Source organism: Citrobacter sp. Colony219 (genome assembly GCF_019382635.1).
GTDB classification, from domain to species: domain Bacteria; phylum Pseudomonadota; class Gammaproteobacteria; order Enterobacterales; family Enterobacteriaceae; genus Citrobacter; species Citrobacter youngae.
Genome location: NZ_CP080033.1, coordinates 2,114,050 through 2,131,699, shown reverse-complemented (window position 1 = coordinate 2,131,699; position 17,650 = coordinate 2,114,050). Strand labels below are relative to the sequence as shown.

The window sequence follows — 17,650 nt, the reverse complement described above, 5'->3', positions numbered from 1 at the left end:
AACAACTCTGCCACCAGAAGCCACGGAATCATCCCACTATCGCAATATGCAAAATCACGGAAGTAGTGATGAGCACTCATCTCTCCGCCGTAGATCGCATCTTCCTTACGCATACGCTCTTTGATGAAGGCGTGCCCCGTTTTAGACATCACAGGAATGCCGCCAGCTTTAGTCACAATATCGATGGTATTCCAGGTCAGTCGCGGGTCATGGATGATCTTCGCGCCTGGTTCTTTTTGTAAGAATGCTTCGGCTAACAGACCTACAATGTAATAACCTTCGATAAACTGCCCTTCCCCATCAAACAGGAAGCAACGGTCAAAATCGCCGTCAAATGCGATCCCTAAATCTGCGCCATGTTCTTTAACAGCATCGGCAGTATCTTTGCGACATTCTGGTAACAGAGGATTAGGGATCCCATTAGGGAAAGTGCCATCCGGCTGGTGATGAACTTTAATAAATGAAACGGGGACACTAGCAGCAACGAAACGTTTTTCAATCGCATCAATGACGTGGCCAGCGGCACCATTACCAGAGTTAACCACAAGCTTCATTGGACGAGTGAAGTTCGCGAAATCAATGTAGCCCATTAAGTGATCGACATAAGCATCAAGGATAGAAATCTTCTTGTAGCTTCCGCGCAGTTGGGCATCAACAGGCGCGAAATTATTTTCTTCGGCTAAACGCTGCACATCGCGTAGTCCTGTGTCACCACTGATAGGTTTCGCATTTTCGCGAACCAGTTTCATTCCGTTATAATCCATCGGATTATGACTGGCGGTAACTTCGATGCCGCCATCTACACCAAGATGGAAGGTTGCAAAATAGATCTCTTCTGTCCCGCTTAAACCAATATCTAGGATATCGGTACCCGCATCCATTAGGCCATTCGCTAATGCCAGTTTCAGGCTCTCGCTGGTTAAGCGTACGTCACCGCCCACCACGATTGTTTTAGGCTTGAGGAATTCACCGTATGCGCGACCAATGCGATACGCAATATCTTCATTTAATTCTTCGCCTAATTTTCCACGAATATCATAGGCTTTAAAACAAGTCAGCTTAGACATAGATCTTTATACCTTCAAAATTAGCAACGACCATACTGGTCTTTAATACGAATAATGTCATCATCCCCTAAATAGGAGCCGGATTGGATCTCAAGCAGTTCCAATGGAATCTTGCCTGGGTTTTCCAGTCGATGTTGTGCTCCGATGGGAATAAAGGTTGATTGGTTTTCAGTCAGCAGGAATTTTTGATCTTTAATCGTTACTTCACCCGTGCCTGAAAGCACAACCCAGTGTTCGGTCCGGTGATGATGCATCTGCATCGAAAATGCTGCCCCCGGTTTAACGGTGATCCGATTTACATTAAAACGCTCGGTCTGTACCACCACATCGCATCGCCCCCACGGACGGTATATTTCCCGGTGACGCTTATATTCACTGCGATGATTAGCTTTAAGATACTCAACAACTTTCTTAACATCCTGCACCTGATCTTTATCAACGACCAGTACGGCATCTTTTGTATTAATGATCACCAGATTATCGACACCGATAGCGGCAACCAATTTTTCATCAGTGTTGATATAGCAGTTATTTGCGTTGTGCATGAAGGTATCACCCGTCAGGACATTACCTTTTTTATCTTTAGGGCTCACTTCCCATAGTGCCGACCAGGAACCCACGTCACTCCAGTCTGCATCAAGCCCAACGACGACAGCGTCTGTCGTTTTCTCCATGACCGCGTAGTCAACAGACTCATCCGGACAAGCGATAAACAGATCGCGATCAATCTTGATAAACTCATCGCTATCTTTGCAACCGCGGATTGCCGCCTTGCAGGACTCAAGAATATCGGGTCTGAATTTTTCCAGTTCTTCAAGATATTTCTTGGCCCGGAACATGAACATTCCGCTGTTCCAGTAATATTCACCAGACGCTAAATAACTTTCCGCGGTTTCTTTGTTCGGTTTCTCCACGAAACGGCTAACCTGGTAAGCGATATTCTCACCAAGAACTTCTTCCTTACCGCGGTGAATATAGCCATAACCTGTTTCTGCACCGGTTGGTACAATCCCAAATGTGACAAGGCGCCCCTGCATGGCAAATTTAAATGCTGACTTTACCGCCTGGTGAAATGCCGGTTTATTGTTAATGATGTGATCTGCGGCTAATACCAGAAGAATTGGGTCATCGCCATTCTCTATTGCGCTTAATGCTGCCAGCGCTATTGCTGGCGCAGTATTGCGGCCAACGGGTTCAAGAATGATATTATGCGAGAGCTTGTTAATTTGTCTTAGTTGCTCAGCAACAAGAAATCTGTGTTCCTGATTGCAAATGACTACCGGTTCCCGTGCATCGACATCATCCAGACGGAGCACTGTTTCTTGCAGCATTGAACGCTGTCCATACAAACGAAGAAACTGTTTTGGGTAGAGCTCGCGCGACATCGGCCATAAACGACTACCGGTACCACCGGCCATTATCACAGGAAGTAACATCTTGGGTCCTTAAATATCAATGCGTTATACTAAACCAACGAAAAAGTTTCATCGTCGCTCAATGACAAATGGGCACGCTACCGCACTGGCTCTACAGCTACCAGGGCACTGCTCATTTTATGTTGGGCAAACAAATTGCTGATAACCCTCAACGAATAAGGGATATCTCAACCGAATATTCTCTTATTTATTCACTGTGTAGACAAGAAAAATGTCCTACGGCGGACCGGTAATTTCTTACCGATCTACCTTTTTTAGTATTTGAAATTTATAAAAAAACATTTATAGCAGCATTCTGCGGGTATCAGACAAATCATGACTCTTTACATATACTGCTACGATACTCGGTTCAAATCACAGGCAACGAGGGTAGCAATGGCACTAGCTCAGCAGTTTTAAAATTTGATCCCTGAACTTCGGCCCTTCTTTCAGGTTGCGCAGTCCGTACTTCACAAATGCCTGCATGTAGCCCATTTTCTTACCACAATCGTAGCTATCGCCGGTCATCAACATGGCATCAACAGACTGTTTTTTCGCCAGTTCAGCGATAGCATCCGTAAGCTGAATACGCCCCCACGCACCAGGCTGCGTACGCTCAATTTCCGCCCAAATATCAGCAGAAAGCACATAGCGCCCTACGGCCATCAGGTCCGAATCAAGGGTTTGCGGCTGGTCGGGTTTTTCAATGAATTCAACGATGCGGCTGACCTTACCTTCGTTGTCCAAAGGCTCTTTGGTCTGAATAACGGAATACTCGGAAAGATCGCCAGCCATACGTTTTGCCAGCACCTGACTACGCCCGGTCTCATTAAAGCGGGCCACCATTGCGGCCAGGTTGTAGCGCAGCGGATCCGCACTCGCCGTATCCAGAACGACGTCAGGTAACACCACCACAAAAGGGTTGTCCCCTATTATCGGGCGTGCACAAAGAATAGAGTGGCCCAGGCCGAGTAATTGTGCCTGACGGACGTTCATGATAGTCACACCGGGAGGGCAGATGGACTGCACTTCGGCCAGTAACTGGCGTTTAACACGCTGTTCAAGCAGCGATTCAAGTTCATAAGAGGTGTCGAAGTGGTTCTCAACCGCGTTCTTAGACGCATGTGTTACCAGAACGATTTCTTTGATACCTGCAGCTACAATCTCGTCGACAATGTATTGAATCATCGGCTTATCAACGATCGGTAGCATTTCTTTTGGGATGGCCTTTGTGGCAGGCAACATGTGCATCCCGAGGCCCGCTACCGGAATAACTGCTTTCAAATTAATCATTAAGTCATTCACCTATTCAATAGTTGCTGAATTATAGCTTTTTAGCTTGTTTTAGCCAGTATGAATTACATTGCTCAGTTAGGACGCATGTTACGCCGCTTATCGGCAGAATGCAGTAATCATAATCTTAGCCGGGTAGGTTTTTAGCCAGGAATGGTCGTAAAATTACCGGCCCGGTAGTCGAAAATTCACTGCCGTGACATTCACAACCTGGTGGTTTACGTTGTCAATATCAACCGAGCTTTGCCCAGCTTCATTAACTGCATGAATGTTGTTCAGCGAGAGCAAGGTCTCCTGTTTGGCCATAAACTTACCGCGTACATCTTTGCGCAGATCAAAGTGCATTTTCAGCGCTGGCCCGATGGTAGATTGCTGCATCACCTTGATATTTCGCAAGAAAAGATGCTGAGGTTTGTTGTGCAGCTCCAGCGTCGCGCGCTTCATCTCCACGTTGGTGATGGCCACAAATGAAGTTGCATTACCTGAGGAAATCTGAATACCACGTAATTTATAATCGAGATGTGTGTTATCCAGTTGAATATTATTTAACTTAAAGTTTTGTGGGATGGACAAATATCGTCCTTTGATCACACCGTACCCAATCAACATCCCTGCGCTATTTTTCATATTGATATTATCGATAACGAAATTATCACATCCATAAATAGCGACTGTAGCATTGTCGATACCCGCTTTCTTGCTGAAATTCGGGGTGATATTTCGCGCGGTAATATTACGAATGATAAAATGTTTGCCGTTCTCGACATGGACTAACTGCCGACAATCCGAGCCCGTTATATTGGCTACCACAAATCTTTTCACCGCCAGTTCGTCTGGATAGGTGTTGTCGTACGTACTACCTGCCAGCCCAATACCGATACCCCAGTTAACATTTCCGTTCGTACAATTGATGCGTTCTATAACATGGTCTGAAATCACGATGTCACTGTCGTTTATCGCGACATTCCACTCGATGGCGTCACCCTGTAAATCACTAAAGCGGCTGTTGGTTATCCGTACCCCATCCATCTGGTTATGAAACCCCTGTCGCAGGATCCCGTAATTCGCATCAGTGACGGTAATGTCGTCAATGGTGAGGTTACGCATCGCTCGCGGCGTTTTCCCCCCGATATAAATTTGTGCCACAGGGGCGAAACCGCTCATGGCTATGCCTTTTATCACACAGTCGGATCCCCGAACATCAAGGGTAATATTTCGCAAGCGCCCCCCCTGCTCCCCTGTCACGCGACAGCCATCCTGCAGAATAAAGCGCCCACGACTGCTGCTACTGACCCCGCCTTGCAGATGCAACGTTTTACCAGGCGGGATCCCGATCGCGGTATTGATATTCCTGCACTCCAGACCAGCAGGCACGACAACGGTTTGCGCCTCTGAAAACGCCTGCCTGAAGGAAGCCACCCAATCCTGTGGATTGTAATCCTGAATGTTGACGCTGCCCGGTGATTCAAGCGCCCGGGCAACGGGAGAATGCAGTACGACAAGCGCAGAGCCTGCCGTCAGAAAAGTACGTCGGGAGAGTTTTTTCTCTGGCATACAACCTCGATTTACATCGTTTGCAGCAGACTGGCTAGCTGTTTGTTGATCGCAAGCTGGTTAAATTCAGCGGCTATTTTTTCGCGGGCGCACGCCACTACCGGCTTCACTTGCTCACTGTCTAGCACGCTGACCGTCGCTAATCGCTCCGCCAGGGCCTGAGCATCATTCTCTGGTGCCAGCCAACCGGACCTTCCAGATTCCACCAGCTCAGGGATCCCACTGTGCACAGTAGAGACGACCGGTATCCCTACGGCCATGGCCTCCATCAACGCCACCGGGATCCCTTCCATGTCACCATCAATTCCCGTGACGGAGGGCAACAGGAAGACATCCGCCTGCTCAAGCATCTCTTTGACCTGATGGCTGGGTTTAAATCCTGACATTTCAATCACGTCATCCAGTTGATATTGCTCGATAAGCGTACGTAATCGACGCTCCCAAGGGCCAATTCCCAGAATGCGATAACGAAATGAGATACCCCGCTCTTTCAACTGGCGGCACGCTTCGATAGCGACATGCAGCCCTTTTTTCTCAGTTAACCGTGCAACGGAGAGAATTTCTAGCGGCATGCCCGGCGCTTTCACCTCACGGGGTGTAAAACGCGTCATATCAATCCCCATACGCGATACCGCTATTTTATGCGGTGGGCATCCCATATTCCGCAAACGTCCGGCCCAGAGATTGCTGATGGGCAACATCAAATCACCGCGCTGAAACAGCTTCTGATATTCGGGGGTATAGCGAGAAAGGATGTCCCGATGTGAAACATCAATACCATGGAAGACAGTGGCTATTTTGCCGCGGAGCACGCCGAGTTCACGTAGTTTGGCCGCCGTTACGCCAGCGGGTCCAAAGTGCGCAATAAAGACATCGGCCTGGAATGCTCGTGGGGTTAGCGCACAGATGGACGCTAAAATCAGATTACGCGCCTCATCGCCATAGCGTGGAACATTGAGCGCTTTCCAGGTCGCTGTCCGGGTGATGCCTTGTAAAATCGTCGTGGTGCGATATTTCAGCTTTGCCAACCTGTCAGCCGGTTCTTTCAATAACCATCGTGTTTTTTCGCCCAGGCGGTAGTCCATATAGGATGCATGGGTGTTATCAAGATCGCCCTGATATAACGCGATAATTTCAACATCATGCCCCATATCGATAAACGCGGTGATCTGATTAAGCACAAAGGTTTCAGAGGACAGCGGAAATTTAAGCAGGAAAAAGCTGACTTTCATTTCCCCTCCTGAATACGCGTTAATACCGATTGCACCATACGCCTACCGTGTTCACGTTCACGCTTAACCGCCTCCGCCACCCTGACGTTAAGTTCAGCGAGCCGTCCCAGGTTATCGGCAACCTTGCCTTCAAGACTACCATCCAGCAGATGGCGGATATCAACCGCCATTTCCGCTAACCCCAGTTGCTGCATAATTCCCGCCGATTTGTGCTCATAATTAATGGCTATCGCCGGCGTCATAAAGTTCATCGAGATAATGGCAGAGTGCAGGCGTGTGCCCACCGTCAGGTCACATGCGCCTAATATTTTTCCCATTTCGAGATCGTTTAGTTCATCCATGACCACGTGATAACGGGCCGGATCATTAACGTACTGACGCAGGTTCAGTGCAACCATGCGATCATCTTTGTTGTAACTATCAATACCGGTACAGGTTGAGAGCGCCATCACCTGGTAACCTTCATCAAGGATCCGATTAACCACGCCGGCAAAGGCTTGCTCATAGGCCTGTTGTGTGGTTCCAAGACGCTTATCAAACGGCGCCAGTTCACGTAATGTAATGGCGACAGTCTTCTGCTTTGCAGCCGTTTGTAGCCAGTGCTGTACGGCATAACCCGGGTCAAAGTCATCGTGATGGTTGTCTACCAGCCAGGCGGTATCCACACCCGACTCGACTTTCTCTGTCGTTATTTCACTGCGTTTCATCAGTTCCAGGCTGACCGATTCGCGTAAAATTAACGCATTGCAGTGCCCAAAAACGTAGTTCGCCAACTGATTGAACTGTGCATCCTGAAATGGCCCTACGCTGTGACCAATCATGTACAGCGGTTTTTTAGCCATAAACGAACACAAGGCATGTTCAAACTGCGTCACGCCATACAGATCGACAAAAAACGATCCGCCGACCTGGATAATGGCGTCATAACGCGACAACAAGCGGACAAAGTCAGTAAACCCCTGAGCGATAGCGATATTGCGCAGATTCCCGGAATCGGTGACGCGCGAGAGCAGCACCTGATGCTGATAGCGACGACGCAGCACTTTCTTTACGCGGCCCATAACGCCTGCAGCATTGTTATGCTGCTTCATCTGTGAATACAGTGGATCGCCCATCACCGGTCGGTTTAGTAACCAGGAGGAACTCACCGGGTAGCGGCTCATCACATCCACTTCAGTCTCTGGCTGGAGCGTATGAATGGCATCCAGCAAACCGCGCAAAATGGCGCTGTCCCCGCGATTACCGCAGGTGTGGTTGCCCAGAATCAGTAATTTCATCATGACCTCTTAAAATCAGTGCGGATGACGGTTTTCCCGTCTCCGGACGACAACAAACGCAATTCACCCTGCGCGGAACAAGGCTTTCATTTTTTCACCACGGCAGAACTGGCGTTTGATTTCCACCACCAGCGGATGACGCGACAGTACAATCATCACGACAAACGCCAGCGCGCCAGCGGTTATCTGTAGGCTCAGCAACGCACTTAACGGCAATTTATTTTGCAATGTCATTCCCAGCGCGTAGCTCACCACCAGCGTGGGTAAAGAGAGATAGAACGGTAGCCACAGGCTGAGCATGTACTGCCGATAGCTCGGTCCCAGTACCGGTTTGATCATCACGAAATAGCTCAGGATGGTGTTTATGACCTGTACCAGTAAAAAGCCCAGCGTGACGCCAATCACACCCGCCATATTTCCGCCAACCAGGATGGCGGGGATAAACAAAAAGGTTTTGAAAATATTGAATTTGAAGCTGATATCAACCCGTGCTTTGGCCATCAGCAGTGAGCCTATCGGATTACCGACTGAGCGCAGCAGACCCACAATGCACAGCAGTTGCAGCACCGGAACAATACTGTTCCACTTTTCGCCAAACACCAGCGGTACGACGTTATTTGATACCACCATCAGTCCCAGTAGGGCCGGGAAATTGATAATGCCGACAACAGATAACAGCTTGTAAAAATTGACCCGTAGTTTTTCGGTATCGTCCTGAATTTTGGCAAACGCAGGAAACAGTACTCGGGTAATTATCGGATTCAGTTTGATTGGCGGTACAACTGCCACGTTCCAGGCAAGATTGAAGCCTCCTGCCACGCCAGCACCCAGGGTTCTGGCCAGCACCAGCGTCGAAAGGTTGGTATTCACATAATTGATAATGCTGTCCGCCGTCAGCCACGCCCCAAAGCGCAGATTTTGCGACACGGATGAAAGTGAAAAACATAGCCCTGGTCGATATATTTTGCGACCAAAATAGCCAAATAGCAGTGTACGTAGCGTACTATTCACCAGATACCCAACAATGGCAGTCATAGCGATCGGCCAAAAATGCGCGCTAACCACGGTAAAAGTAAAACCGGCCAGTACTGAACTGGTTTCAATCATGCCAATTTTGTTGAAGGCCAGTTCTTTTTGCATCAGCGCACGGAACTGCTGCCCATGCGGGATCACCACAAACGCCAGCGCTAAGGTTTTAATCAGTGGCACCAGCTCAGGGTTATTAAGTGCATTGGCAATGGTTTCGCTGAGCGCAAACATAGCAATACATACGACTATCCCCAGTCCAACGTTTAACCAGTACAAGGTGGTTAGTTCAAGATAACCTATCTCTTTGCGCTGAATAATCGAGTTGGCGATGCCAAAATCAGACAGCGTATCGGCCAGCGCTATAATCACCAGCGACACGGTTAATAACCCGAACTGATGATTATCAATAATCCGTGCCATCACCGTCATCTGAATGAGCCCCAGACCGATGATGATTACCGTAGCAATGGCTGACCATTTGGCACCGTTGAGAGTTTTTTCTCGTAAACTCATATTAATATGCCGCTTTATTGACGAAGCCTTTAAACACCGTCAGAAAAACGATTTTAATATCGAACCACACGCTCCATTCGCGAATGTATTCGAGGTCAAACTCTACGCGTTTTTCCATTTTTTCCAGCGTATCGGTTTCACCACGCCAGCCGTTGATTTGCGCCCAGCCGGTAATGCCTGGCTTCACCTTATGGCGCAACATGTACCCTTCTATCAGCTGACGATACTGTTCGTTATGCGCCACCGCATGTGGACGCGGCCCGACAATAGACATCCCGCCTGTCAGCACATTTATAAACTGTGGTAATTCATCCAGAGACGTCCGCCGCAGGAAGTTACCCACGCGGGTCACTCGCGGATCGTTCTGCGTGGCCTGGGTAACCACCGTATCGTTTTCCATTACCTTCATGGAACGAAACTTCCAGACTTTGATCGGTTTCCCGTCCATCCCATAACGGGTCTGACGAAAAATTACCGGCCCCTTTGAGGTCAGCTTCACCATCAGCGCAATGGCGCATAGCACAGGAGAAATAAGCAGCAGGATTAGCGATGCCAGCACAATATCCTCCGTGCGCTTCAGCAGACGATTAATGCCTGAAAGCGGTGTGTCATACAGCGGTACCACAGGAACACCGTTCATTTCTTCAATCCGCGAGTGCAGAATATTGAAGGTAAAGACATCAGGAATCAGGAGCACTGAACAGGTAGTATCAGCCAGTTCGCGTACCAGTTTTTTTACCCGCGCTCCATCGCTCATCGACATAGCGATATAGACGTTATGAATGCGTGAAGCTTTGGCATCATCCACAAGTTGCTGCAGATTTCCCGCCCAATCCCGGGCGTTTTTCCCCGGTATGGGGTCGTGATAAACACCCGCGACCTCAAACCCCAACCACGGCTCATGGCGAAAGCTGTCCAGCAGCACCTGTCCGGCAGGAAGGTCCCCTGCTACCGCTACCCGACGCGTGTTATAACCACGATTTCGCAACCATCCCGCCCCGTAGCGAATAAACGCACGGCACAGCACCAGGCCAATACTTGAAAGCAGATACCATGCCAGCCATAGAGCGAACCGGTTATCAAAATCGTTATTAAAGGTAATCAGACCCGCGCAAAAAATCAGACTCAGCGTCCAGTTTTGCAGCAGCAGCACCAACTCAGTTGAAATTTTTACCCCGCGCCAGGAGCGGTAAAAATCCGTTATCCCGCCCAGCATCTGAAAAACGACCAGCGTGATTAACGCGACCAGCAGGTGCATATACAGGAAAGGCAAACCGCTCAGTTCGCAGACTATCCATAATCCACCAAACATGATGGTGATATCTGAAAAGCGTTGCACCATCGATATTAACGACGCATTGGTTTTGGCTCGTTCGCGCTTTTTTAGATGTGTCATCGTGGTTCCTGTTAGTCACCACTTGCCCTTATCGGGCAAGGGAAATACCAGCATTACTGATTTAGCAATACCAGGAGAGTGCGCGTTCGCACGTTCAGGCGTACATCACCAACTGACCCGTAACAAATATCACAAGTGGTAACGCGGATTATTTGGCTCATGTTATCTCCTTCTTCAGGCAACAGTTAGCCCGGGCCTGATTGCCTAAATAAATAAGTAACAAAGTCCAGATTCTGTTATTTTTATTTCATAAAAGATCGCAGAGAGTCAGTTAACAGAAATGAATAATAGATTTCTATATATGTTCATGATGTGTGCCAAATCTTACAATATCATCTTCTTCAAGGTAGACTCCGGAACGAACTTCAATCATCTCCAGCGGAACCTTTCCTGGGTTTTCAAGACAATGAATAGTACCCTGAGGAATATACACTGATTGATTTTCACTTAATAATTGGACCTCATCACAGATCGTGACCTTTGCCGTTCCCGCAACAATAATCCAGTGTTCAGCGCGATGATGGTGCATACGTAATGCAAAGCCCTGCCCGGGTTTTACGGTTATCCTTTTAACCTGATAACGATCACCTTCATCAATAGAATCATATTTTCCCCAGGGTCTAAAAACCTCACGGTGAATATGATGTTCCGAGCGACCATCCGCCTGAATTTGCGCAACGATTTTTTTTACATCTTGTACATCCGTTTTATTTGCGATTAATACTGCATCTTTAGTTTGGACGACAATCAGATCTTTTACGCCGACGGTTGCTACCAATCCCGACTCGGCGTAGACATAACTGTTCTCTGTATTATGGTCAATGACATCGCCATGATAAACATTGCCCTCGTCGTTACGATCGCTGATTTCCCAAAGTGATGACCATGACCCCACATCGCTCCAGCCAACGTTCATCGGCAGGACTACGGCATCCGTGGTTTTCTCCATCACGGCATAGTCGATCGATTCCTCTGGGCAAGCCTGGAAATCGTCCCGACTGACACGGATAAAATCATTGTCCAGTTCAGCGTTATCCATCGCTAACAAGCAGGCCTGTAGAATATCCGGGCGATATTTTTCAAGCTCTTCAAGATAGCGTCGGGCCTGGAATAAAAACATACCGCTATTCCAGTAATATTCACCAGCAGAAATATATTTTTCGGCTGTTTCAAGGTCAGGTTTTTCCACAAAAGCATCAACATTGAAAGCAACAGAATCAACTTGAATCTGGGTACTACTGACTTCACCGCGTCGAATATAACCGTACCCTGTTTCCGGTGCATCCGGGACGATACCAAATGTTACCAGCTTGCCATTTTCGGCTAACGGAATGGCTGAGGTCACTGCATCGTGGAAGAATTTATTTTCTTCGATAATATGATCAGCTGCCAGGACCAGCAACAACGGGTTATGATCGGAATTATTGTTACATGCTGCGATTGCTGCCAGCGCGATTGCTGGTGCGGTATTCCTGGCTTGTGGCTCAAGAATAATATTCCCCGTTAGCTTATCGATTTCTTGCAATTGTTCAGCAACAATAAATCGATGCTTTTCATTACATATTACCAGCGGTGGTGAACAATCCAATCCATCAAGGCGACAAATTGTCGATTGCAACATTGTATTTTTCCCATCCAGACACAAGAACTGCTTTGGATATAATGTTCTGGATAATGGCCACAAACGGCTACCGGACCCACCTGCAATAATTACCGGATGAATGTTATTCTGACTCATAAGTCAACCCTTCAAATGATTAATAAATTGATTTAAGACATTATCTTTTTCAAGTGCAGACTCTGCATAGGAACGTGCAATCATATTGTATTCAGGCATAGTGATTGCATCTGTAATTCCGGCCACAAGCATCTCAACTGATTCTGGCTCAATACAGATAGCAATACCGGGATGTTTCTGGCAAAGCTGCCCCAGTTCGGTATGGATCTCTGCTGTAATCACGGCATTTCCCCCGACCGCCAATATGTTCGTTAACTTAGAAGGAAGGACCGCATCTGCAGCGCCACGTCTTTGGATGACTAAATGGCAATCTGCCAACCTTAATAACGCTGGCAACATTTCGTATGGTTGCAAGGGATAGAACTTAACATTCGTTAGGGCTAGTTCCTTGACCATTTGCTCCATCCTGGATTTCCCCCCTCCCTGACCCACAATAACGTATATCCATGGTTTATCCTGAGTCTGGCTTGCAGCCTCAACGATATTTTCAACGCCTTGTTTCTCACCAATATTGCCGGAATACAGAATAATTTTTTTATCGGTTGGCAAATCAAACTGCTGACGAATTTGCTCTATATCAGCACTATCCACCTTGCTAAATCTTTCCACTTCGGACCAGTTCGGGAAAAAGATAAGCTTTTCTGCAGAAACGCCTTTCTCCTGCGCTTTTTGCATCATAGAGCGGGAGATCGTGGAAACATTATCCACATTCAACAAACTGCTACGCTCAAATGCTTTGGCTGCTCGCGCAATCATTGTGGAATTTCCGGTTGCCGCCAATCCCAGCCCCAACATCGCATCAACTTCATAATCCTGAATATGCAGCACGGTGCGAGAGCCAGACAGTTTTGCCAGCAAACGCATCCCTGGTGTACAGAATAGCGTGGGTACCACGCCGATAATGTATTCAGGCTTCCACCGATACTGAGCCAATAGGGGAAAAAGACTGCTCAGGGCAAAACTGCCCAAATGTAACAACCGCTTTAACGTTGAAGGTTGAGTTGGTACATATAATGGACAGCGCCAGACAGTGGTGACACCAACTTCCCGACGATAGCGCCAGGAAGAATAAGGTTCGCCGACTTGCCACTGCGGATAATAAGGAGGTGCCGTGACCACCCGAACCTCATGCCCCTGGCTCGCCATCCACTCCACCATCTCTCCCGTGTATTTACCAATTCCGGTCAATTCGGGAGAGTAATTGATGCCATAAACCAGAATTCTCATATCCCGGGCACCCGATCTTTCATCGCTGGGTAGAAATATGCCTGCGTATTCTTATGCACACTCCCATCGGCAATCAGTTCATCCGTTTTAGCCCAACGCCAGGTATCATGCTGTTTTGACGGCAACATTGATGTACTGGTATTAATCTTCAGTCGAAAACCCAGCACCACATAATGCGTTGAAAATGAAGAACCAGAAAAATTATCCTCATAAAAGTGCTGCCAGACACCAAAAAACTGACCGTGTGTTATGGGAAACTGCTGACCTAATTCTTCTTCCGTCAAACGCATAAATGCTTGTTCCAGCGATTCATCTTTTAATACTCTGCCGCCGGGCACAAACCAATATCCTTGAGCAGGCCTGTTAGTTCTTTTCCCAACTAAAAACTCCCCAAACTCATTCTCAATGATAAAATCCAGAGAGATCAACGGCGTCGTGCGCACCGCATTAGCGAAGTCTTCATTATTGAGAAACATTACTCACCCCGATACCGCTGCTGATTATCAAGGAACCAGCGATAAGTATTAACCAACCCCTGTTCAAGTCCTATTTCATGATGCCAACCGAGTCTTCTCAGGCGACTGACATCAAGCAGTTTTCGTGGTGTCCCATCAGGTTTAGAAGCATCAAAAATAATATCACCGCGAAAACCAACAACTTTTGCAATGGCGTCGGATAGTTCACGAATAGTGCAATCTTCACCCGTGCCTACATTGACATGAGAAAGCATTGGCTCTGTATTTTCCTGCCAAACCTCATTGTCTAACTCCATCACATGGATGCTTGCTGCCGCCATATCATCGACATGCAAAAATTCACGCATGGGTTTTCCACTACCCCAAACCTCAACATACTTGTCATCCCGTTGGGTGGCTTCATGAAAACGACGCAATAGCGCAGGGATCACATGGGAATTATCTTTATGGAAATTGTCGTTAGGTCCATACAGGTTCGTCGGCATCACTGAACGGTAATCCCGGCGATGCTGCCGGTTATAGGACTCACACAGTTTTATTCCTGCAATTTTAGCGATGGCATAGGGCTCATTTGTCGGCTCCAGTGATCCCTGCAACAACTCGCTCTCTTTGATTGGTTGCTGCGCAAACTTAGGATAAATACATGATGAGCCTAAAAATAATAACTTCCCGACATTTGAATTATGAGCCGCATGAAGGATATTACTTTCCATCATCATGTTTTCATAAATGAAATCAGATGGATAATTATTATTAGCCATAATCCCGCCAACTTTTGCCGCGGCAAGATAAACCTGGTCAATATTTTCACTGGTAAAAAAATCATTAACCGCCGTTGTGTCCAATAAATTGAGCTGTTCACGGTTACGGATGATTAACTCGACATCTTCACGTTGTGCAAGTTGTCGGTAAATAGCAGAGCCCACCATTCCCCGATGTCCCGCAATATAAACACGTTTCTTCTTCATCATCATTAGCTCTCCAGTGCAATAACAACATCGTAACCATGGGACTTCAGCAGCGAATGTTTCTTCGCTGCTTCCAGATCGTGAGCAACCATTTCAGAAACCATCTGGCGCAATGTGATCTCCGGTTTCCAGCCCAGTTTTTCGTGTGCCTTTGTCGGATCGCCCAACAGCGTTTCAACCTCTGCAGGACGAAAATAGCGCGGGTCGACGGCGATCATCACATCCCCCGGTTTCACCCCTGGCGCATCATGCCCAGTCACCGAAACCACAATGCCTTTTTCATTCACGCCCTCACCTTCAAAGCGCAGCTTAATACCGAGTTGGGCAGCAGCCATTTCCACAAACTGACGGACGGAATACTGCACGCCAGTGGCGATCACGAAGTCTTCCGGCTGTTCCTGCTGCAGCATCATCCACTGCATCCTGACGTAGTCTTTGGCATGTCCCCAGTCACGCAACGAATCCATATTGCCGAGGTACAGACAGGACTCCAGCCCCTGGGCGATGTTGGCAATTGCACGGGTAATTTTGCGTGTGACGAAGGTTTCGCCACGACGCGGAGATTCATGGTTAAACAGAATGCCGTTACAGGCATATATGCCATAAGATTCACGGTAATTGACGGTGATCCAGTAGGCATACAGTTTGGCGACAGCATAGGGCGATCGCGGATAGAACGGCGTCGTTTCTTTCTGTGGGATCTCCTGAACCAGACCGTACAGTTCAGAGGTGGAGGCCTGATAGAAACGGGTTTTCTTTTCCAGACCCAGGAAGCGAATCGCTTCCAGCAAACGCAGCGTGCCGATCCCATCAACATCAGCAGTATATTCTGGCGAATCAAACGACACCGCCACGTGACTCATTGCGCCCAGGTTATAGACTTCATCCGGTTGAACCTCTTGCAAAATGCGGGTCAGATTAGAGGAGTCCGTCAAATCACCATAATGCAGATGGAATTTGGGATTACCCGCATGTGGATCCTGGTAAATATGGTCTACCCGTTCGGTATTAAATGACGAGGCCCGGCGCTTAATACCATGAACTTCATAACCTTTTTCCAGCAGAAACTCTGCCAGGTAAGAACCATCCTGCCCGGTTACGCCAGTAATGAGAGCGACTTTTGACATGTTATTACCTCTTAAAATTTCCCTTCAGGGAGTAACGTTCTCGACGCGTTTACGCGTAACTACTGCGGGGTTACCCCGACATATGGCATTGGCCGGCAACGATTTAAAAACGCTGCTACGTGCACCCACGACGGTGCCGTCGCCTATCGTCACGCCAGGCGCGACAAAAACATCTGTCGCCAACCAGCATTTCTCGCCAATCACAATTGGCGTGGCACTAATATCAAAGTGTTGGCTGGCATAATCATGACTTCCGGTGCATAAATAGCTTTTCTGCGAAATAACCGTATGAGCCCCAATCGTAATATTACCCAGCGTATATAAAACCGCGTCATCCCCTACCCAGGCGTAATCACCCAGTGTTAATTTCCACGGATAAGTAATTTTTACTGAAGGCCGAATAACTACGTTTTTTCCTATTTTCGCGCCAAATATCCTTAATAAAAAAACACGCCAGCGGTACATCACCTGTGGTGACCAGTGAAATAATGTTGCTTGTACCGCCCACCATAATTGCACTTTAATTGCACCACCGCCGCGAAAACCTTTCGGCACCGCGAAGCCGTTTAAATCCTGCATAGTGTGACCTTACGTTTTACCATATAAGTGTTTTGTCTTACCGGTTGTACGCAGACGTATGTATTCAGAAAATTCAGCCCAAAAACCGGGCATGCGCAATATTTGACGTTGGACTCTTTTGGCATCCCGACACAATTCCAGATTATTCGTAGTCGATACGCCGCCCATGGAAAACTCCGACACTAAACCAGTCAGTTTTTTAAACGCGAACCCGGACTTGTATAATTTTGCTGCCAGCGCATAATCCGATGATATTTTATATTGCAAATCATAATGCCAGGTTTGCAGCCCCGTCAGCGGAAAAAATATTGCCTGATGACTGGCTGGCAAACTGTGGTAGATATACCAACCCGGTTTAGCCCGGCGCGTCATTTTTTTACCATTACCAAAATCCAGCAAAGCATCGCCAATCACCATCGCTTTATCACTCTGCGTTTTTAACTGGCGGATAAAATGTGCAGAATCGGCATGCAGAATATCTCCAGAGTTGAGAAAGAGTGCAAAGCGCCCACGCGCCATAGCGATACCTTTGTTCATTGCATCGTAGAGACCGTTATCAGGCTCGCTGACAAAACGTAACTGGTGCTCTCCATTGAGATTTTCCAGGAACGCCGGAGTACCGTCTGTAGACCCCCCATCGATAACAATCCACTCAAAGCGGATATCGCTCGCCTGCGCAAGATGCGCCAGTGACGCATGGGTTTTGACGATCCCATCCAGATTGCGAAAAGCGACGGTGATAATACTCAGCAGCATGTA

15 protein-coding genes are annotated in these 17,650 nt (G+C 47.7%); all 15 read right to left on the bottom strand.

The annotated features are described in order from the left end of the window. Positions 1–1,067 (bottom strand): phosphomannomutase CpsG (locus tag JTI85_RS09275; protein WP_219352474.1); only part of this gene is annotated, 1,067 nt, incomplete at its 3' end. A gap of 20 nt (positions 1,068–1,087) precedes the next feature. Continuing rightward, positions 1,088–2,503, bottom strand: coding sequence for a mannose-1-phosphate guanylyltransferase/mannose-6-phosphate isomerase (locus JTI85_RS09270; RefSeq protein WP_061067686.1), 1,416 nt, complete (start codon positions 2,501–2,503; stop codon positions 1,088–1,090). A gap of 381 nt (positions 2,504–2,884) precedes the next feature. Continuing rightward, positions 2,885–3,775: a GalU regulator GalF gene (galF, locus tag JTI85_RS09265; protein ID WP_061067685.1), complete on the bottom strand. Its 891-nt coding sequence runs from the start codon at positions 3,773–3,775 to the stop codon at positions 2,885–2,887. 165 nt (positions 3,776–3,940) lie between these two features. Continuing rightward, complete coding sequence (gene wcaM, locus JTI85_RS09260; protein WP_061067684.1) at positions 3,941–5,329, bottom strand: colanic acid biosynthesis protein WcaM; 1,389 nt, start codon at positions 5,327–5,329, stop codon at positions 3,941–3,943. A gap of 11 nt (positions 5,330–5,340) precedes the next feature. Continuing rightward, positions 5,341–6,561, bottom strand: a complete 1,221-nt coding sequence (gene wcaL, locus JTI85_RS09255; RefSeq protein WP_219352472.1) for a colanic acid biosynthesis glycosyltransferase WcaL — start codon at positions 6,559–6,561, stop codon at positions 5,341–5,343. Beyond that, on the bottom strand, positions 6,558–7,838 hold the full coding sequence (gene wcaK / locus JTI85_RS09250; RefSeq protein ID WP_048212030.1) for a colanic acid biosynthesis pyruvyl transferase WcaK: 1,281 nt from the start codon (positions 7,836–7,838) through the stop codon (positions 6,558–6,560). Before wcaK ends, wcaL begins: the two co-directional genes overlap by 4 nt. A 63-nt stretch (positions 7,839–7,901) precedes the next feature. Further along, a complete protein-coding gene (locus JTI85_RS09245) occupies positions 7,902–9,380 on the bottom strand; it encodes an MOP flippase family protein (RefSeq protein WP_219352470.1) in 1,479 nt (492 codons plus the stop codon). A gap of 1 nt (position 9,381) precedes the next feature. Beyond that, the gene (gene wcaJ, locus JTI85_RS09240) at positions 9,382–10,776 is read right to left on the bottom strand and encodes an undecaprenyl-phosphate glucose phosphotransferase (protein ID WP_219352469.1); all 1,395 of its coding nucleotides are present in this window, start codon (positions 10,774–10,776) and stop codon (positions 9,382–9,384) included. Positions 10,777–11,071: 295 nt separating this feature from the next. Then, positions 11,072–12,514 (bottom strand): mannose-1-phosphate guanyltransferase, encoded by a 1,443-nt coding sequence (cpsB, locus tag JTI85_RS09235; protein WP_124021618.1) that lies wholly within the window; start codon positions 12,512–12,514, stop codon positions 11,072–11,074. 3 nt (positions 12,515–12,517) lie between these two features. After that, positions 12,518–13,741, bottom strand: a complete 1,224-nt coding sequence (locus tag JTI85_RS09230; RefSeq protein WP_219352468.1) for a WcaI family glycosyltransferase — start codon at positions 13,739–13,741, stop codon at positions 12,518–12,520. After that, on the bottom strand, positions 13,738–14,217 hold the full coding sequence (locus tag JTI85_RS09225; RefSeq protein ID WP_137346243.1) for a GDP-mannose mannosyl hydrolase: 480 nt from the start codon (positions 14,215–14,217) through the stop codon (positions 13,738–13,740). The genes JTI85_RS09230 and JTI85_RS09225 overlap by 4 nt, the downstream gene beginning before the upstream one ends. Beyond that, positions 14,217–15,185, bottom strand: coding sequence for a GDP-L-fucose synthase (locus tag JTI85_RS09220; protein ID WP_115602422.1), 969 nt, complete (start codon positions 15,183–15,185; stop codon positions 14,217–14,219). Before JTI85_RS09220 ends, JTI85_RS09225 begins: the two co-directional genes overlap by 1 nt. Before the next feature lie 5 nt (positions 15,186–15,190). Then, the gene (gmd, locus tag JTI85_RS09215) at positions 15,191–16,312 is read right to left on the bottom strand and encodes a GDP-mannose 4,6-dehydratase (RefSeq protein WP_061067677.1); all 1,122 of its coding nucleotides are present in this window, start codon (positions 16,310–16,312) and stop codon (positions 15,191–15,193) included. A gap of 24 nt (positions 16,313–16,336) precedes the next feature. Further along, the gene (gene wcaF, locus JTI85_RS09210; protein WP_061067676.1) at positions 16,337–16,891 is read right to left on the bottom strand and encodes a colanic acid biosynthesis acetyltransferase WcaF; all 555 of its coding nucleotides are present in this window, start codon (positions 16,889–16,891) and stop codon (positions 16,337–16,339) included. A gap of 9 nt (positions 16,892–16,900) precedes the next feature. Further along, the gene (gene wcaE, locus JTI85_RS09205) at positions 16,901–17,647 is read right to left on the bottom strand and encodes a colanic acid biosynthesis glycosyltransferase WcaE (RefSeq protein ID WP_115602423.1); all 747 of its coding nucleotides are present in this window, start codon (positions 17,645–17,647) and stop codon (positions 16,901–16,903) included. Positions 17,648–17,650: the final 3 nt, after the last annotated feature.